Source organism: Bacillus sp. AR2-1, from assembly GCF_008368755.1.
GTDB lineage: Bacteria > Bacillota > Bacilli > Bacillales > Bacillaceae_G > Bacillus_A > Bacillus_A wiedmannii.
In genome coordinates this window covers 44,755-61,456 of the sequence record NZ_QORY01000014.1, presented here as the reverse complement: position 1 = coordinate 61,456, position 16,702 = coordinate 44,755, and the positions used below count along the sequence as shown (strand labels likewise).

The 16,702-nt window shown below is 33.6% G+C and carries 18 protein-coding genes; 3 read left to right on the top strand and 15 right to left on the bottom strand.

The features are described 5' to 3' along the window. Positions 1 to 55: 55 nt before the first annotated feature. The 5 genes from DT250_RS16315 to asnB form a co-directional block, all read right to left on the bottom strand. Positions 56 to 1,021 (bottom strand): ABC transporter substrate-binding protein, encoded by a 966-nt coding sequence (locus DT250_RS16315; protein ID WP_088122016.1) that lies wholly within the window; start codon positions 1,019 to 1,021, stop codon positions 56 to 58. Positions 1,022 to 1,165: 144 nt separating this feature from the next. After that, positions 1,166 to 2,011 carry a phosphatase PAP2 family protein gene (locus tag DT250_RS16310; RefSeq protein ID WP_088609136.1) on the bottom strand — a complete coding sequence of 282 codons (846 nt, stop codon included), beginning with the start codon at positions 2,009 to 2,011 and terminating at the stop codon, positions 1,166 to 1,168. 344 nt (positions 2,012 to 2,355) lie between these two features. Further along, entirely contained in the window at positions 2,356 to 2,685 is a 330-nt protein-coding gene (locus tag DT250_RS16305; protein WP_098230739.1) for a hypothetical protein, read from the bottom strand. 48 nt (positions 2,686 to 2,733) lie between these two features. Continuing rightward, positions 2,734 to 3,093: a GNAT family N-acetyltransferase gene (locus tag DT250_RS16300; protein WP_149213346.1), complete on the bottom strand. Its 360-nt coding sequence runs from the start codon at positions 3,091 to 3,093 to the stop codon at positions 2,734 to 2,736. Between the two features lie 93 nt (positions 3,094 to 3,186). Next, on the bottom strand, positions 3,187 to 5,088 hold the full coding sequence (asnB, locus tag DT250_RS16295) for an asparagine synthase (glutamine-hydrolyzing) (RefSeq protein ID WP_000333826.1): 1,902 nt from the start codon (positions 5,086 to 5,088) through the stop codon (positions 3,187 to 3,189). A 217-nt stretch (positions 5,089 to 5,305) separates the two neighbouring features. Between asnB and DT250_RS16290 the strand changes: the two genes are divergently transcribed. Further along, positions 5,306 to 5,770: an Hsp20/alpha crystallin family protein gene (locus DT250_RS16290; RefSeq protein ID WP_001288088.1), complete on the top strand. Its 465-nt coding sequence runs from the start codon at positions 5,306 to 5,308 to the stop codon at positions 5,768 to 5,770. Between the two features lie 34 nt (positions 5,771 to 5,804). Here DT250_RS16290 and DT250_RS16285 read toward each other — a convergent pair whose 3' ends face one another. Then, positions 5,805 to 6,392, bottom strand: a complete 588-nt coding sequence (locus DT250_RS16285; protein WP_046959312.1) for an SCO family protein — start codon at positions 6,390 to 6,392, stop codon at positions 5,805 to 5,807. A gap of 335 nt (positions 6,393 to 6,727) precedes the next feature. Between DT250_RS16285 and DT250_RS16280 the strand changes: the two genes are divergently transcribed. Further along, entirely contained in the window at positions 6,728 to 7,702 is a 975-nt protein-coding gene (locus DT250_RS16280; protein WP_060488628.1) for an MBL fold metallo-hydrolase, read from the top strand. 200 nt (positions 7,703 to 7,902) lie between these two features. On the opposite strand, the gene DT250_RS16275 is transcribed toward DT250_RS16280, so the two are convergent. The 4 genes from DT250_RS16275 to DT250_RS16260 form a co-directional block, all read right to left on the bottom strand. Next, positions 7,903 to 8,745, bottom strand: coding sequence for a DegV family protein (locus tag DT250_RS16275; protein WP_033657798.1), 843 nt, complete (start codon positions 8,743 to 8,745; stop codon positions 7,903 to 7,905). A gap of 152 nt (positions 8,746 to 8,897) precedes the next feature. Continuing rightward, entirely contained in the window at positions 8,898 to 9,149 is a 252-nt protein-coding gene (locus tag DT250_RS16270) for a DUF2535 family protein (protein ID WP_000629012.1), read from the bottom strand. A gap of 328 nt (positions 9,150 to 9,477) precedes the next feature. Further along, positions 9,478 to 10,221, bottom strand: coding sequence for a twin-arginine translocase subunit TatC (tatC, locus tag DT250_RS16265; protein ID WP_149213345.1), 744 nt, complete (start codon positions 10,219 to 10,221; stop codon positions 9,478 to 9,480). 42 nt (positions 10,222 to 10,263) lie between these two features. Further along, on the bottom strand, positions 10,264 to 10,449 hold the full coding sequence (locus DT250_RS16260; protein ID WP_000492443.1) for a twin-arginine translocase TatA/TatE family subunit: 186 nt from the start codon (positions 10,447 to 10,449) through the stop codon (positions 10,264 to 10,266). 213 nt (positions 10,450 to 10,662) lie between these two features. On the opposite strand from DT250_RS16260, the gene trhA reads away from it, so the two are divergent. Beyond that, the gene (trhA, locus tag DT250_RS16255; RefSeq protein WP_000136880.1) at positions 10,663 to 11,319 is read left to right on the top strand and encodes a PAQR family membrane homeostasis protein TrhA; all 657 of its coding nucleotides are present in this window, start codon (positions 10,663 to 10,665) and stop codon (positions 11,317 to 11,319) included. A gap of 38 nt (positions 11,320 to 11,357) precedes the next feature. Here trhA and DT250_RS16250 read toward each other — a convergent pair whose 3' ends face one another. The 5 genes from DT250_RS16250 to DT250_RS16230 all read right to left on the bottom strand — a co-directional run bounded on the left by DT250_RS16250 (position 11,358) and on the right by DT250_RS16230 (position 16,647). After that, positions 11,358 to 12,077 carry a lysophospholipid acyltransferase family protein gene (locus DT250_RS16250; protein WP_000616595.1) on the bottom strand — a complete coding sequence of 240 codons (720 nt, stop codon included), beginning with the start codon at positions 12,075 to 12,077 and terminating at the stop codon, positions 11,358 to 11,360. A 111-nt stretch (positions 12,078 to 12,188) separates the two neighbouring features. Further along, entirely contained in the window at positions 12,189 to 12,824 is a 636-nt protein-coding gene (locus DT250_RS16245) for an FMN-dependent NADH-azoreductase (RefSeq protein ID WP_000170043.1), read from the bottom strand. A gap of 218 nt (positions 12,825 to 13,042) precedes the next feature. After that, positions 13,043 to 15,028, bottom strand: a complete 1,986-nt coding sequence (gene pbpC, locus DT250_RS16240; RefSeq protein ID WP_097857123.1) for a penicillin-binding protein 3 — start codon at positions 15,026 to 15,028, stop codon at positions 13,043 to 13,045. A 154-nt stretch (positions 15,029 to 15,182) separates the two neighbouring features. After that, positions 15,183 to 15,671, bottom strand: coding sequence for a dihydrofolate reductase (locus DT250_RS16235; protein WP_000637215.1), 489 nt, complete (start codon positions 15,669 to 15,671; stop codon positions 15,183 to 15,185). A gap of 19 nt (positions 15,672 to 15,690) precedes the next feature. Next, entirely contained in the window at positions 15,691 to 16,647 is a 957-nt protein-coding gene (locus DT250_RS16230; protein WP_149213344.1) for a thymidylate synthase, read from the bottom strand. Positions 16,648 to 16,702 lie beyond the last annotated feature (55 nt).

The window sequence follows — 16,702 nt, the reverse complement described above, 5'->3', positions numbered from 1 at the left end:
TTTCACAAATAAAAAAGTACATCACCCATTTAAGGTGATGTACTCGACCATTCATTTACTTTAAAAAATATTTTTCAATATCATCTAACATAAGGTTTGCAGCTACAATACCACCTGCTGTATTCCAAATCACTTCATCTACTTCGAATACTTTATTATCTTTAGAAGCCTGTAACTGCTTAAAGAGCGGATCTTCTGTCCATTCTTTCGCTAACGTGTTTCCTTCATTATTCTTATCCGCATCTTTATCAGATGTGAAATAGAATAAGTAGTCCCCGTCCATATTTGGAATTTGTTCTTTTGTAATTCCTTTTATCGCAAATTCATCTTTATCTTGTAATGGTGGTCGTTTAAATCCAATATCATTTAATACAACGCCTGAGAATGAATTTTTTTGATAAATACGAACATCACCTGGGACGAAGCGAATAATTGAAACTTTAGAGTTAATTTTATCACCTAATTGTTCTTTTATTCCTGCAATACGCTTTTTATAATCATTAAGAGCATTTTGCCCTTCTTTTTCTTTATTTACAGCTTTTGTATAAAGCGTAAAGTTTTCTTTCCAATCACCGCGCAATGTTTCAGCATATACTGTTGGCGCGATTTCTTTTAACTGCTCGTATATTTTTTCGTGACGCATTTTATTTCCAATAATTAAATCCGGCTGAAGCTTCATTACTGCCTCTAAATTAATGTCACGCTCAGTTCCTACTACTTTCGTATCTTTTAACTCATTCGCTAAATGAGGATACCATTCATCCCCAGCTCGTGGTTTTGTCGTTCCAACTGGCGTTACTCCAACAGTTAAAAGTGCCTCAGCACCCTCATTCGTTAAAACAACAACTCTTTTTGGTGTACCATTTACTGTCGTTTCGCCCATTGCATGCTTTATACTATATGAATCTTTTGCCTTTACTGATGTATCTTTATCTTTCTTCTCTTCTTCTTTACCGCAACCTGCAATTATGACCATTAATAACATAATGCAAAGTATAAGAATATTTTTAGTGCGTGTCATAAATCCCCCTAGTTGAAAATGATTTTCATTAACATTTAAAGATTAATGTATATCTCATACATTGTCAATAGATATATCAGAAAACTTTTTCAATATATATAATTTCGACCTCATTTTTATTCAAAATATTTTTGTACTTATTTGCTATTCACTTTTTAACCGTAACATGTGAAACATAAACGGACATAAGAAAGTAATTGTAATTCCAGTCAATGCATAACGTACATAATACATATCAGGTATTACTTTTTTTAGTATGAGCTGTATCATTAACATGAAACTAAGGCCTAAAACTGTTTTTACTACTTGTATTTTAAAATTATTATTTTCATTCATTTTAATGAAGTGATTCTCTAACATGATACCAATCGTAGAACCTGTCAAAACTCCAAGTAATTTTAAATTATCTATTTGGTCAGTCATAAAATACATAATGAGTGAAACTGCCAATACAATTCGTTGTAACAATATAAATTTCCTATCACTTAATTCCTCTGTTACTTTCGTATATAAATAAACAACTATGACACTAATTAAAACGGCACCTATTATATCACTGAGCCAATGTACACGTAAATATAGACGAGAAGTAGCAACCAATATTATAAAAATAATTCCAATGATCCAAATGATTCTCTTTTTACATAACATCATAAAAGAGCCCCAAAATGTTGTCGCTAACTGGACGTGTGTACTTGGAAAAGAATAACCTGCAGCTGATTTTTCATATAAAGCCTGAATTCCTTCGTATGTATACGGTCGCGGGATTTTCATGAATTCTTTTACCACTATCCCTATATACCCAGAGAAACAAAGCATAACAATCATATGAAATGCTTTTCTTTTAGAAACGCACCAATATAAAATCGAAATAATGACTAAATACAACGTTTCATTTGCAATACTAGATATAAGTTTAAAAAGTATTGTAAGCACACTTCCCTCCACACTGGTCATCCATTCAAGAAATAAAATATCCAAATTAAACATAAAAAAAACGAAACCTCCCCAAAATTTAATCCTGCTATTTGTCAGCACTTAAGATAAACTAGTTGATTAACATTTCAAATTTATACACCTACTTACGTTACAGATTAAGAACATATAGTACCACATACTAATAATAGATAATATGTTAAATCATCTAATTATTTTTATAAATTTTAATGAAATTTTGAGCTTTATATACAAAAATATCTGTATCTTGTTATCCACTTATTTATATTCCATGTCAAATTGCACCTCGTTGTTTTTTGATATATGGAACTACTATTAAATAAATCAGCATACGTATAACTTTCAAAACCATTACAATTACAAATAAAAAAACCGCCTTATGTAAGGCGGTTTCTATCATTGTGCTTTAACCAATTTAAAATAAATATATACGATTGATAGTGAATATAACGTATGCAAAATAAAAGAAATAAAAGGGCTATTCCAGTGCTACTATACAGCAAACCGAACTTAAAAAAAATATTTAAAAGCGGTGGAAAGTTCGTTATGTTTTGTAATGTAATAAGCATACAAAATAAAAGGAAAAACACAGGGGCATATTGTAATTCATACGGCTTTCTTTTCTTATTCATTCTTTTTCGAATGAACATATGGATTAGCTCTGCTACTATAAAACACCCTCCAATTAATACAAGACCAGAAGTCATCGTCATATATCCACCTGCCTTATATTTATCTCGCACAACTACTCATCGTTATATTTTCTTCACATATATTCCATCTTCTTCATTAAAACCAAAGCTCTCTATGAAATTTTTTGCTTGTTCTGTTAATTCCGTTTGTAATACCTTTATCTCTTTCACGTTTCTTTCTTTCATCATCGTTTCAAATGTAAAATACGTATTTGTCCCATAACCGTAACTTTGATAATCAAAGTGAATAATTAACTGCGATAAAATTGCACTCTCCTCTTGTACACTATAGTCTATTACACCAATATATGTATCATCAACTTTCACACAATACTGTACTTGATTCTCAGTTAAACTATGTGAGCGAAACATTTCTTTAACAACGCTTTCATTATCTACAGTTACTTTTTCAAACGTAATCATATGTTGTCCATCCTTTTACTATTATTGTATCAATAATACGTCCTATTTATGAAAAAAACCTTAAGACCATATGCGATCTTAAGGTTTTTCTAATTAAACTAAGCTATACGCACGTTTCGTTTCTTCATGGAACTTATTCGTATCGTATTTATGCTCAACATAAATTTGATGCCATACCATAAACGCAAGTACAGTCCAAATTTTACGGCTATAATCGCCTTTATCTGCACAATGTGCTTCCAGTAAGTTTAATACATACTGTTTGTCGATTAAATGCTCTGTTTTACTCTCGTTTATAATATTGATAGCCCAATCATGCATTTCGTCTTTTAACCAGTGACGAATTGGTACTGGGAATCCAAGTTTTTTACGATCTAATACGTGATCTGGAACGATTCCGCGTGCCGCTTCACGTAAAATAGCTTTCGTAGTTCCGTTAGCAATCTTAAATTCAGTTGGAATTTTAGATGCAACATCAAATACTTCTTTATCTAAGAACGGTACACGAAGTTCTAATGAGTTTGCCATTGTCATTTTATCAGCTTTTAATAAAATGTCACCGCGTAACCATGTGAACATGTCAATGTACTGCATTTTGCTTACATCATCATAATCTTTAATCTCGTTATACAATGGTTTCGTGATATCCATATAGTTAACACTTTCATTGTAATACTTCATTAATTCAACTTTCTCTTCTTCACGGAAGATTTTCGCGTTTCCATAGTAACGCTCTTCAATTGGCGTACATCCACGCTCTAGGAAGCTCTTTCCTTTAAATCCTTCTTTAAGAGCACCACTTAATGCTTTTAGAACGCTCTTACCTGGGCTAGGAATGTAAGAGAACATTTTTAGTGAGTTTGGCTCACGATAAATGTTATAACCACCAAATAGCTCGTCTGCACCTTCACCTGAAAGAACAACTGTTACATGCTTACGTGCTTCTTTTGCAACGAAGTACAATGGTACAGCTGCTGGATCTGCTAAAGGATCATCCATATGCCAAATGATTTTTGGGAACTCATCCATAAACTCTTTCGCTGAAATGAATACGTTATGGTTTTTAACGCCTAATTTCTCAGCAGTTTCTTTTGCAACATCAACTTCACTGAAACCACGTTGTTCAAAACCAATTGAGAATGTTAAAAGATTTGGATTCATTTCTCTTGCGATAGAAGCGATAATAGATGAATCGATACCACCAGATAAGAATGAACCTACTGGTACATCACTGCGCATATGCACTTTTACTGAATCATACAACACATCACGAATTGCTTGGATATGCTCCTCTTTCGTTGCGCTTGAAGCATTGAAATAAGGTTTCCAGTAGCGATGGATTTCCATCTCTTTACCGATTTCTTTTACGAAATAATGACCAGGCTCGATTTTATTAACATCAATTGTTAATGTTTCTGGCTCTGGACCATATTGGTACGTAAAGTAATGTTGTAGTGACGTTGGATTAACGCCTTTATCTTCCATCACATGCATAATACTTTTCTTCTCAGATGCGAAGAATGTAGTATCACCTTGTTGTGCGACGTATAAAGGTTTAATACCGAAGTGGTCACGTGCACCGAAAAGTTTCTTCTCTTCACGATCCCAAATCATAAATGCAAACATACCACGAAGATAGTCTACACATTTTTCTTTCATATGTGCATACAATGCAATGATAACTTCTGTATCAGATTGTGTTGCAAACGTTGCACCTTTTTCAAGTAACATTTCACGTAATTCTACATAGTTGTAAATTTCACCATTAAAAATAATTACATATCGATCATTTTCATAAGTTAGCGGCTGATGTCCTGCCTCTAAGTCAATGATGCTTAAACGGCGGAAGCCAAATTGTACATGTTCATCACGAAAATATCCTTCGTCATCTGGACCACGGTGGAAAATCATCGTGTTCATATTTTCAAATTGATGTTTTTCTGTTTCTGAAAACTCTCTAGGGTTTTCACATAAACATCCTACAAAACCACACATACTTCTTACCCTCTTTCAGTTTTCATTCTGTCTATATACTACTATATCAACCCTATTTATACTAGCATAATCAATTGAATATGGCGACCAAAAACTATAAAAAAATCACTCCATTTCACATTTTTAACAATTTTTTATGAAAACATGAAAACTAGGCAATCACCTTTCTCCGCTTTTGTCATATGATATTGCAAATTGATTTCTAGGAGGGAATACCATGAGTGAAGAAAAAAAAGACTCTTCTCGCCCACCGGTTCGCAATTATTTAAAGCAAATTGATGATTTCTTCGAGCAAACACCACTTCGCAATGTAATCGCTGATTTAAATCATTTTTTCCAAAAAGGAAATCGTTTATTAACATTCCCCGTAGATTTATATGAAGTTGGTGAAGAACTCGTTGTTACAGCTGAACTACCAGGTATACAAAAAGAACAAATTCAAATTGAAATACAAAGTGAATACTTAAAAGTCTCTGTAAAAGAAGAGATACTTGAAGAGGTCGAGGAAGAAACATCTCATAACTATTATCGCCGAGAACGTTCCATTTCAGAAGCATCAAGATTGATTAAATTACCGTACTCAATTAATAAAAAAGCAGCGAAAGCTTCGTATCAAAACGGCGTGTTAGAAATTCGGGCACCAAAACTTCCACAACAACATGACATTTTATCCATAGACTAATGTAAAAAAAGAAGGGTGCTATGCACCCTTCTTTTTAATCCACTAATCTCTTCATATCACGTATAATGTCTTCGTACGGCGTATTACTAATACCACTATACTTTTTCATTACTTTTCCGTTTTGATCAATTAAATAAAATGATGTACCATGTATAACTTGACCATCCTCAGGTTTATCTACAAGTGATTGGAAATTATCTTTTGAAAACTTTGTAATATCTTCTAATGAATAACCCGTTAATAAATTCCAGTTACTAGTATCCTCTGTAAACTTTTGAATGAAAGCCTTCAAATTCTCCGGCTTATCAAGGTCTGGATCTACACTAAACGAAACAAACTGAACGTCTAATTTCTCTTCTTTGGCCATCTTTTGCAGTTTTGCCATATTGGCAGTCATTGGCGGACAAACTGTTTGGCAATTTGTGAACATAAAATCAGCAACCCAAACTTTCCCTTTTAAATCTTTTGTACCAAATGACTTTCCATCTTGATTTGTAAATTGGAAAGTTTCTAAATCCCAATTCAATGGTTTACGAAGCTTTGAACCCGATCCACTACATCCAGCAAGTACAAAGAGACAAAATACAACCATAAGACCAATTATTTTTTGATAACGCTTCATTTATAAACCTCTTTTCTCTATCCTAAATTTAAATAGGTTATGTTTATCATAACAAAAGTTAACACTACGAGAAAATTGTTTACTACATTTGTTCACGAAATCGTACGAATTTACGTATGTTACTTCTTTATTTCAAGCCAATTACTAGACAAAATTTATTTTTTTACTATTATTTCTCTAAATAGAAGTTGCAAAACTAATTTTATTGTTACTTTTGTAAACGCATCCCCCTATTTTTTAACAATTCCTTAAACATTCATCCATGTTATACACTGTATTCCTTAACAACATTTCGGTACAATACAATTACAACGATTTTAAATGAGGTGATGTTCATGACAAAACGTTATGAAAACATGGATAATGTGAGTACAAAAAAATCAATTCGTTCCTTTATACGTTGGCGAAAAGAACGAAAACAAAATAAAAAGGATTTTTCTTTTTTAGTAGAACAATCACCTGTTAAACAAAGTAAATTCCTACAAAACAACTTTGAAAAGACGTCTGTAACTTGGATTGGTCATTCCACATTCCTTATCCAAACGAATGGGCTGAATATATTAACAGATCCAGTATGGGCTACTAAATTAAAATTAGTTCCAAGACTTACTGAACCTGGTCTTTCTATACAAGAACTACCTAAAATTGATATTGTCCTCATTTCACACGGTCATTATGATCATTTAGATTTTTCATCGCTTCGCCAGCTAAATGATGATGTTTTATACCTTGTACCTATTGGACTGAAAAAACTATTTACTCGCAAAAAATTTACTCGTGTAGAAGAGTATAATTGGTGGGAAAACACGATCATTAATGATGTTTCCTTTCACTTCGTACCTGCTCAGCACTGGACGAGAAGATCCTTATTTGATATGAATACATCTCACTGGGGTGGATGGATTATTAATAATGAACTAACGAAAGAAACCGTTTATTTTTGTGGTGACAGTGGCTATTTCCAAGGTTTCAAAGAAATTGGCAGACGCTTTTCAATTGATATTGCCCTTATGCCAATTGGCGCTTATGAACCAGAGTGGTTTATGAAAGCATCTCATGTTTCACCTGAAGAGGCAGTGCAAGCTTATTTAGATTTAAACGCTACACACTTTATACCGATGCATTACGGAGCTTTTGCCCTCGCCGATGAAACACCCCGCGAGGCAGTAACAAGGCTTCGAAATAATTGGAATTTACGTATGTTACCGTGGGAACAACTGCATGTACTCTTTTTAGGCCAAACCTTTACTTATAATAACGCAACAAACGGTAAGCAAGTAAATGAAAAAATTGAAACATTACACGTATAACGTAACTACTTATTTTCTATATCCAACATACACTATAGAAAATCATAAAGTAAAACTTTAATCAGTGGGTGTTTTCTATGAATGAATATTTACAGACTCGCTATATCATTAGCGGGAGTGCCTGTATAACCCTTCTTATTTCTTACTTTCTATTCACATAAAAAAAGCTACTTGAAAATTCATTTCAAGTAGCTTTTTTATTACTCTGCTAAATACATAAATCCAATTGCACCCGGACCTGTATGAGTACTAATAATAGGCGTTGTAAAGAAAATTTCTGATTGAGCAAATCCACTCACTTTTTCAACAGCCGCTTTTACATTTTCAGCTAAAGGAATTGCTTTCGCATGCGGAATTGCAACAGCTTTTACAACTTTTCCAGCTGTATCTTCCTCAAATAACTTAGCTAACGTTTTTACAATTTGACCTTGGCTACGCACTTTCGTTACAGGGTTATAAACACCATCTTCAAGGCTAGCAATTGGCTTTATATTAAGTAGCGAACCGATAAACGCTTTTCCTTTACCGATACGCCCACCCTTCACTAAATTTTCTAATGTATCTACTACTACATATAAACGAGTATTCTTTCTCACTTCATCTACACGTTTTAAAATTTCTTCTAGTGAGCGTCCTTCATTTGCCATTTTTGCAGCTTCTATTACTTGATATGCTAAAGCATGTGTAATAAATTGAGAATCAACAACTGTTACTTTTGTGTCGGTCATTGATGCAGCACTATTGGCAGTTGCCACAGTACCACTCATTCCACTTGTCATATGAATGGAAAGTACTTCACTTCCATCTTCACCTAACTTGTCATACATTTCTACAAATGTACCCATTGCCGGTTGTGATGTTTTTGGTAATTCCTCTGATTTGATCATTTCTTCAATAAATTCATCAGGTTGTAAATCAACGCGATCTAAATATGTTTGTCCATTTACAGAGATTGATAATGGTAGCACATGAATGCCATACTTTTCGATTACATCCTGCGTTAAATCTGCAGTTGAATCTGTTACAATTTTAATTTTTTGCATATTATATTCTTCCCTTTCCAATACGCTCTCCTTGTTATTATACTAGCATTCCCTGTGCTTTCAACAATTTCGAACAAATTTCACCAAATTAATTATATTTTTATACCTAAAATGAAAAAGACAGAGTTTACTAACCCTGTCCGTACTCTGTATCATGCATTTTTTTCAAGGGTATTTGTTTTATATACATTTAAATAATCATTCCACTTCAAACAATTTTGCAAATATTCACGGAAAGAATACGAAAATCTTGGGTGCTTTTGTTTTTGAATTTTTGCAATAAATAATTGAAGACGAGACTGAATTAGAAACGATAATGGATGCTGTGCCTGTAGGACAGGGATTTCGAATATTTTAATACAATCCCCTGTTGAATGAGTGAAATAAAAACTTTTCGTAATCACAATATCAATCCTCTTTTTCATTGGATTTTTGAACTTCCTCTACTTTACGCTAAAACACGTTGTTTAAAGTGGAGACTTCTATGAATACAAAAGTATCCTTAGTCAATCCCTGTAGTCCTTTTGGTTAGAAGATTTATACTCTATTCATCCTCCGTCCTAAATATCCGATCAGACAGGAATCCCGTTATCCGTATATTGCTTAATAATTTTAGTATAAACTTAGCAAAGTGCAAAGTTTGTCTAAATTTTGGAGATTCTATAATTTTTTTCTTCTATATATTGTATACGTTTATGTCTAAAGTATAACAAATAAATAAAAAAAGTGCCTTTATAACGAGGCACTTTTCGACTGTATTTCTCCTTCTCTTTTCTTTTTCCGCTTACTGACAATCTTTGATAAAGCGATACTAATTTCATAAATACAAATAAGTGGTACCGCTACTAAACTATGTGATAAAAAATCCGGCGGTGATATACACGATGCAATGATAATCAATGCTACGTAAGCATACCTTCTTATTTTTATTAGCAATTCCGCCGTTAACAGTCCAATACTCGTTAAAAACATGACAACTACAGGTAATTCAAAAATTACAGCAAATGGAACTGTTAAATTAAGAACAAAATGAAAATACTTTTCTGTCGTAAACATCGTATTAAACATTTCATTACCTATCGTAGTTAAAAAATGAAATAAAAACGGCATTACAACGAAATATCCAAAACATAAACCTGCAATAAATAATATAGACAATACCGGTATATACATTACTGTCATTTTTTGTTCATTTGGATGTAAACCCGGTTTTACAAATAACCAAATTTGTATAGCAGCAAAAGGAATTGTACAAACGATAGCAAATACTGTAGCAATCGAGAAAAAAATCCATAATACATCACTTGGACCGAGAACAGTTAATTTCATTGGTAAATCTTTTACTAGCCAAAAATAAATATCCTTCGTAAAAGTAAATCCGATAATTAAAAATAGAACAAAGGATAGTACTGTATATATTACTCGTTTGCGAAGCTCAACAATATGTTCTACTACGCTCATTTCCCGATCTTCCATCTCGTTCACCACACTTTATTTATCCATTTCGAGGAAAATTCATTACATTTTTTCTTTCTTTTCCTTCTCTTGAAATGCATCATCAGTCAATTCTTTCGTTGATTTTTTGAATTCTTTTAACGTTTCCCCTAAAGCCTTTCCGATTTCTGGCAATTTTTTCGGCCCAAACAAAATGAGTACAGCTACTAAAATTAAAATTAATCCTGGAAAGCCAATATTTGAAAACATTTCTCCATCCCCTTTATTAGTAGATTCCTTGTCCTACTATTGCATAATTTTATTTTGTCAAAAAAGTTTGAAAACGTCAACAAATCCATTGCCTTTTGTCAAAAAAATTCAAAAATATAATCAATTATACAAATTTCATTTTCTATTGCCCTTGTGTATGATATGGTAAGGGAAATGGCATATTATTTTATGATAGTAGAAAGGATTTGTATTATGACTGAAAAAATGACACGAATGACGCATTTTGTGAAAGAAGAAATTGCAAATGCAATTACACATGGTATCGGTGCCATTTTAAGCATCCCTGCCTTAATTATATTAATTATTCATGCCTCTAAGCATGGTACCGCATCTGCTGTAGTTGCATTTACGGTTTATGGTGTAAGCATGTTTTTACTGTACTTGTTTTCGACCTTGTTACATAGCATTCATCATCCAAAAGTAGAAAAATTATTTACTATACTTGATCACTCAGCCATTTATTTATTAATCGCTGGCACATATACTCCTTTTTTACTTATTACGCTTCGCGGACCATTAGGCTGGACGTTACTCGCTATTATATGGACACTAGCACTCGGAGGTATCATCTTCAAAATTTTCTTTGTACGTCGCTTTATTAAGGCATCAACATTATGCTATATCATAATGGGATGGCTCATAATCGTTGCTATTAAACCACTTTATGAAAATCTAACTGGACATGGTTTTTCACTACTTTTAGCAGGTGGAATTTTATATTCTGTAGGGGCTATATTCTTCCTTTGGGAAAAGTTACCTTTCAATCATGCCATTTGGCATCTTTTCGTTTTAGGTGGTAGTGCGATGATGTTCTTCTGCGTACTCTTTTATGTCTTACCTACAGCATAAAAAAGGTTTCAGCTTATATTAAGCTGAAACCTTTTTTATTACTTATGTAATTGTGATGCGATAACATCCTGTGTATGCTTCGTTAATTCTTTAATATCCATATTCGCATACTCTTCAGGTGTAATCGGCTTAGAAATTGTTACTGTTGCATGAGCTGGTTTCATACGGTTTCCATTCGCTTCAAACATTTTATATGTACCATCTAACGTTACAGGTAAGATTGCTACACCTGACTTTACTGCAAGGTGAAAACTCCCAGCCTTAAACTCTCCAATTTCGCCACCCTTACTTCTCGTCCCTTCTGGGAAGATTACGATAGAATGCCCGTTCTTTAACAGCTCAATTCCATCTTTAATCGCTTGAAGAGATTGACGACGATCATTACGAACCATAAATACACAATTCATAAGTTCCATCCAAGTTGGTACAACTGGAAACTTCTTAATCTCTGCTTTTGAAACAAATCCAATTGGTTTATTTAAGTAACCTAGTAAAACAGGAATATCCATATTACTCTGATGATTACTTACAACTAGTACCGGCTTATCTTTTGGAACATTTTCCAGACCATTTACTTCAATTGCCCCACCAGCTACACGTACCATTTTCTTACCAAACCAATTTGTCGTTTTATACACAACATTATCTTTTTCTTGTGGCGACATCGTATTTACTTGTCTTTTCAGACGCCACATTCTCGGTGTAATCGCAATTACGATTAAAATTAAATAAAAGATTTTAAAAAACGTTTGAATCATACAGAACCCCCACCTATTATCATTCCGACCTTCATTATACTAGACAAACGAAGGAAAAAGAAGAAAAAATGTCCAAACAGCAAGTGCTTGGACATTTTTAAGTATTCTATATTAGAAACGTTTTGCTAATTCACGAGCATTAGCAATTGCTGCTTCTTTAATTTCTGGTGCTTTTTCAGGGTTTGCATTCATACCTTCAACTGCAATGTATTCAGTTTCATTTACACCGATGAATCCTAATACTGTTTTTAAGTGATTGCGGCCGAAGTCTACAGCTGCGTATGCTCCTTCAGAATAAACGCCACCTGTTGCTTGAATGTGAAGTGCTTTTTTGCCTTCTAATAAGCCAACTGGACCATTTTCAGTATACTTGAATGTTTTACCTGCGATTGCTAAGTTATCTAAGTATGCTTTTACTACTGGTGGATAGCTAAAGTTCCACATTGGAGTTACGAATACATAACGATCTGCATGCATAAATGTTTCTAAGTTTGTGTTCATTGCTGCAACTTTTTGTTGTTGAACTTCAGTTAAAGTTTCAAAACCTTCACCTGCTGCAAATTTACCCCAAGCAGCGAATACATCTGCATCGATTGCTGGGACTGTAGTGTTGAATAAATCAATTGTTACAACTTCGTCTTGTGGATGTTCGTTTTTATAAGCCTCGATGAAAGCTTCCCCTACTGCCACTCCGAAAGAACCTTCTGCTGAATTTGGATTTGCTGTAATAAATAGTACTTTTGTCATTGTATTCTCTCCCTTTTACACATTTTATCTTTAATTTGAGATTTATATTTCGAAAGTAAATAACTTACCTTATGTAAGTATAATACAAAAAGTTATGTTCAATGTCAATAAAAAATAGCTACTTTTTTTTCGTAAGTTAATAAACACTATCTTTTCAATACGTTTTGGTGAAACAAAAAACTACCTCCACATTCCATGGAGATAGTCTTCATCATTTTCTATTTTTGAAACACATGTTTCACTTTTTCAGCTGGAATATTACTTCCGCCTCTACCTTTTACATCTTCAATCATCATTGTAATGACCATATCTGGTGAATTCAAATCAAATGCAGCGAACCAGCCTAGTTCTTTTCCTTCGGCCTCTTTCGATACTTTTAATTCCGCTGTCCCTGTTTTTCCAGCAAGAGTCATTCCATCAATTTTAGCAATTTTCCCTGTACCGTCTGGATCATTAATTACTTTCGTCATAGCAGTTTTTAATATATCCTGATTTCCTTTAGAAATTACATTTTCTTTCCAAGCTTTTGGTTGTTTATCTGTTTTAATAATATACGGTGATGGAATCGTTCCATCATTTACAATTGGCGCATACGTTAAAGCTAAATGAAGAGGAGTCATTAATACTTGTCCTTGTCCATATCCTGTATCTGCCATTTGAATATCATTTTTAATACCATCATTTGCGATTTTAGAAGCTGGGAATCCATATTCAATTGTTAATTTCTCATCGAATCCGAATTTTTTCGCTTCACTCATAAACTTGTCTTTTCCGATTTTCAAAGCTTCTTGTGCGAAATAAATATTATCCGAGTATTTCATCGCCTTATCCAAATCAATCGGATTTGCATCTTTCACACGTGTTACATAATAATTACCCCAAGAAGAATCTTTTGTCCATTTTAATCCTTCAATTTTCAACTCTTCTTTTGGATCAATCGTTTTCGTTTCAAGACCAATTGCAGCTGTAATAGGCTTAAATACAGATCCTGGAACTGATAATTGTGTAAATCGATTCGTCATCGGTTTTTTCGGATCATTATTCCATGCTTCGCGTTGTGCCTTCGATGTCCCTCGTGCAATTATATTAGGATCATATGCTGGACTACTTACTAGTGCAATTGTTTCTCCACTTTTCGGATTAATTGCTGCACTTGAACCAGCTTCGCCCTTCATTTCATTATACGTTTTTTCTTGAACAGCACTATCAATAGTTAAAGTTACATTTTCTCCATCAACAGCATCTGTTTTTGCTAAATTTTTAATTTCTTTTCCTTGCGCATCTTCTACAAAGACACGGCCACCTTTTTTACCGCGTAGCTTTTCCTCTAATACTTGCTCTAAACCGGCTTTACCAACTGGATCATCAGCTTGATAGCCTTTCTTTTGTAGCGTTTTTAAATCTTCAGCATTTACCTTTCCAATATAACCAGTCAGATGAGCTGCCGCTTCCCCTAACGGATATGTACGAACATTTACAGGTTTTGTTGAAACACCTGGTAAATCAATGTACGTATTTTGCGTTGCCCCCTCAGGCAAAATTCCAATTGGTACGAGATACCCTGGTTTTACCCATTTAGCAGCTAGTTTTTGATCAATTTCTTCTACAGACATATTTAATAACTTCGCTACTGTCTCTTTCGTTTGCGGAGCAGTATCGTCTAATTTTTCTGGAACTATTCCAATTTCAGAAGCTTTCCCATTCGTTGCAAGACCTTTTCCATTACGATCGTATATTTCACCACGTTTTGGCTCTGTCGTTTGCATACGCACTTTACTATCTTTTGTCATACCTGGGAATATAAAATCAGGAGTCCAATCTATTTTCCAAGATTCTTTATCTCCATCTTTTTCTTTCACCATTTTTGCTTCATGGGCAAAATTGATTTTACCACCGACTGTATCCATACTTACTTTAAAAGGAACAGGACCTTCATCTTTTTTATCTTCTTTTACTTCTCCTGCTTCTACTTTTAAGTTTTTCACTTCAATGCCAGAATAAATTTTTTCATATTTCTCAGTGAACTCTTTCTTCGAAATATCTTTTTTTGCCTTTTCTGATAACTGATCATACATTTCTGCAAATTTTTGTTTATTCCATGCTTTTGTATATGTATCAAACGCTTCTTGTGGTTTTTCTTCTTTACCGCATCCAACTAACATGAACGTTAAGCAAAGAAAAAGAATCCCCCATATCTTTCTCAATCAATTCTCCTCCTCTTTCTATATGAATACTTTTGAAAATTTTAGCATTTTTACATGCTAGATTTCATTATAGCACTATTGAATATCATCTATAAACTTATATTATTGAATACAAATAAAAAGATTGATGTGAATTTCACATCAATCCTTATTATTATTGTTGTTTCTCATATACATGATAATAGTACGTATACGGATTCTTTTCATCCGTTAAACCTTTTTCAACAAAAACTTCTTTCCAATTTGTCATATCCATTTCTGGAAAGAATGTATCACCTTCAAATGCGTAGTGGATTTTTGTTATATATAACTTGTCTACGTAAGGTAAAAAGAGATCATAAATTTGCGCTCCACCAAAAATAAAAATCTCCTCTTCATTTTTGCATAGTTCAAACACTTCCTCTACAGAATGTGCTACTTCACAACCTTCAACATGATACCCTTCATTACGAGTTACAATAATATTACGTCTTCCAGGCAGTGGTCTACCAATCGCTTCGTAGTTCTTTCTGCCCATAATAAGTGAATGGCCCATCGTTGTTTTCTTTACATACTGCAATTCACTTGGTAAACGCCAAGGTAAATTATTATCTTTGCCAATTACTCTATTCTCGTCCATTGCGACCATAAATGAAACAATCATTTTTTCATCTCCTCTACAATTATACTGCAACCGGTGCTTTAATTGCTGGGTGTGGATCATATCCTTCAATCGTTAAATCTTCCATTTCAAAATCGAATACAGATTTCACATCTGGATTTAATGTAAGTTTCGGGAATGGACGTGGTTCACGTGCCAATTGCTTTTCTACTTGTTCAAAATGATTCGTATAAATGTGTGCATCTCCAATTGTATGAACAAATTCTCCCACTTCAAGACCACATTCATGTGCAATTAAATGTGTTAGCAGTGAATAACTTGCAATGTTAAATGGAATTCCAAGGAATATGTCACCACTTCTTTGATATAGCTGACAAGAAAGTTTGCCCTCTGCTACATAAAATTGGAATAGCGTATGACAAGGCGGTAATGCCATACTTGGTACATCTTCAGGATTCCAAGCAGAAACAATAAGGCGACGGGAGTCTGGCGTTTTTTTAATCATTTCAATTACATCTTTTAATTGATCAAGTGTCTCACCAGCTGTCGTTTTCCAAGCACGCCACTGCTTTCCGTATACGTCACCTAAATAACCATATTTATTTGAGAAATCATCATCTTCTAAAACGTTCTTTTTAAACAATTCCATTTGCTCATCGTACTGTACTTTAAATTCCTCATCTTGTTGTGAGCGAAGACCGAAATCAGTCATATCAGGACCAGTATACTCATCGCTTTCTACCCAGCTCTTAAATGCCCATTCATTCCAAATATTATTATTATGCTGCAATAAATAACGAATATTTGTATCACCTTTCATAAACCAAAGCAGTTCACTTGCTACAAGGCGAAACGGCACTCTCTTTGTCGTTAATAAAGGAAAACCTTTACTTAGATCAAAACGCATTTGATATCCAAATACAGATACAGTGCCTGTCCCTGTACGATCTTCTTTCTTCGTACCATGCTCCATTACATGGCGGCATAAATTTAAGTATTCATATTCAGCTTGTTTCATATGTAGTAAAACCTTCTTTCAATCTTATATGAAATTTATCATAACATGAAAAACA

Excerpts from the sequence above, each read along its gene's own strand:
- DT250_RS16275 (WP_033657798.1), bottom strand. The coding sequence starts at position 8,745 with ATGCAAAAAATTAAAATTGTAACAGATTCAACTGCAGATTTAACGCAG.
- DT250_RS16235 (WP_000637215.1), bottom strand. The coding sequence starts at position 15,671 with ATGATTGTTTCATTTATGGTCGCAATGGACGAGAATAGAGTAATTGGC.
- DT250_RS16315 (WP_088122016.1), bottom strand. The coding sequence starts at position 1,021 with ATGACACGCACTAAAAATATTCTTATACTTTGCATTATGTTATTAATG.
- DT250_RS16250 (WP_000616595.1), bottom strand. The coding sequence starts at position 12,077 with ATGATTCAAACGTTTTTTAAAATCTTTTATTTAATTTTAATCGTAATT.
- DT250_RS16260 (WP_000492443.1), bottom strand. The coding sequence starts at position 10,449 with ATGTTTTCAAATATTGGCTTTCCAGGATTAATTTTAATTTTAGTAGCT.
- DT250_RS16300 (WP_149213346.1), bottom strand. The coding sequence starts at position 3,093 with ATGATTACGTTTGAAAAAGTAACTGTAGATAATGAAAGCGTTGTTAAA.
- DT250_RS16310 (WP_088609136.1), bottom strand. The coding sequence starts at position 2,011 with ATGTTTAATTTGGATATTTTATTTCTTGAATGGATGACCAGTGTGGAG.
- DT250_RS16290 (WP_001288088.1), top strand. The coding sequence starts at position 5,306 with ATGAGTGAAGAAAAAAAAGACTCTTCTCGCCCACCGGTTCGCAATTAT.
- asnB (WP_000333826.1), bottom strand. The coding sequence starts at position 5,088 with ATGTGTGGTTTTGTAGGATGTTTATGTGAAAACCCTAGAGAGTTTTCA.
- DT250_RS16305 (WP_098230739.1), bottom strand. The coding sequence starts at position 2,685 with ATGACTTCTGGTCTTGTATTAATTGGAGGGTGTTTTATAGTAGCAGAG.
- tatC (WP_149213345.1), bottom strand. The coding sequence starts at position 10,221 with ATGGAAGATCGGGAAATGAGCGTAGTAGAACATATTGTTGAGCTTCGC.
- DT250_RS16285 (WP_046959312.1), bottom strand. The coding sequence starts at position 6,392 with ATGAAGCGTTATCAAAAAATAATTGGTCTTATGGTTGTATTTTGTCTC.
- DT250_RS16280 (WP_060488628.1), top strand. The coding sequence starts at position 6,728 with ATGACAAAACGTTATGAAAACATGGATAATGTGAGTACAAAAAAATCA.
- DT250_RS16230 (WP_149213344.1), bottom strand. The coding sequence starts at position 16,647 with ATGAAACAAGCTGAATATGAATACTTAAATTTATGCCGCCATGTAATG.
- DT250_RS16245 (WP_000170043.1), bottom strand. The coding sequence starts at position 12,824 with ATGACAAAAGTACTATTTATTACAGCAAATCCAAATTCAGCAGAAGGT.
- trhA (WP_000136880.1), top strand. The coding sequence starts at position 10,663 with ATGACTGAAAAAATGACACGAATGACGCATTTTGTGAAAGAAGAAATT.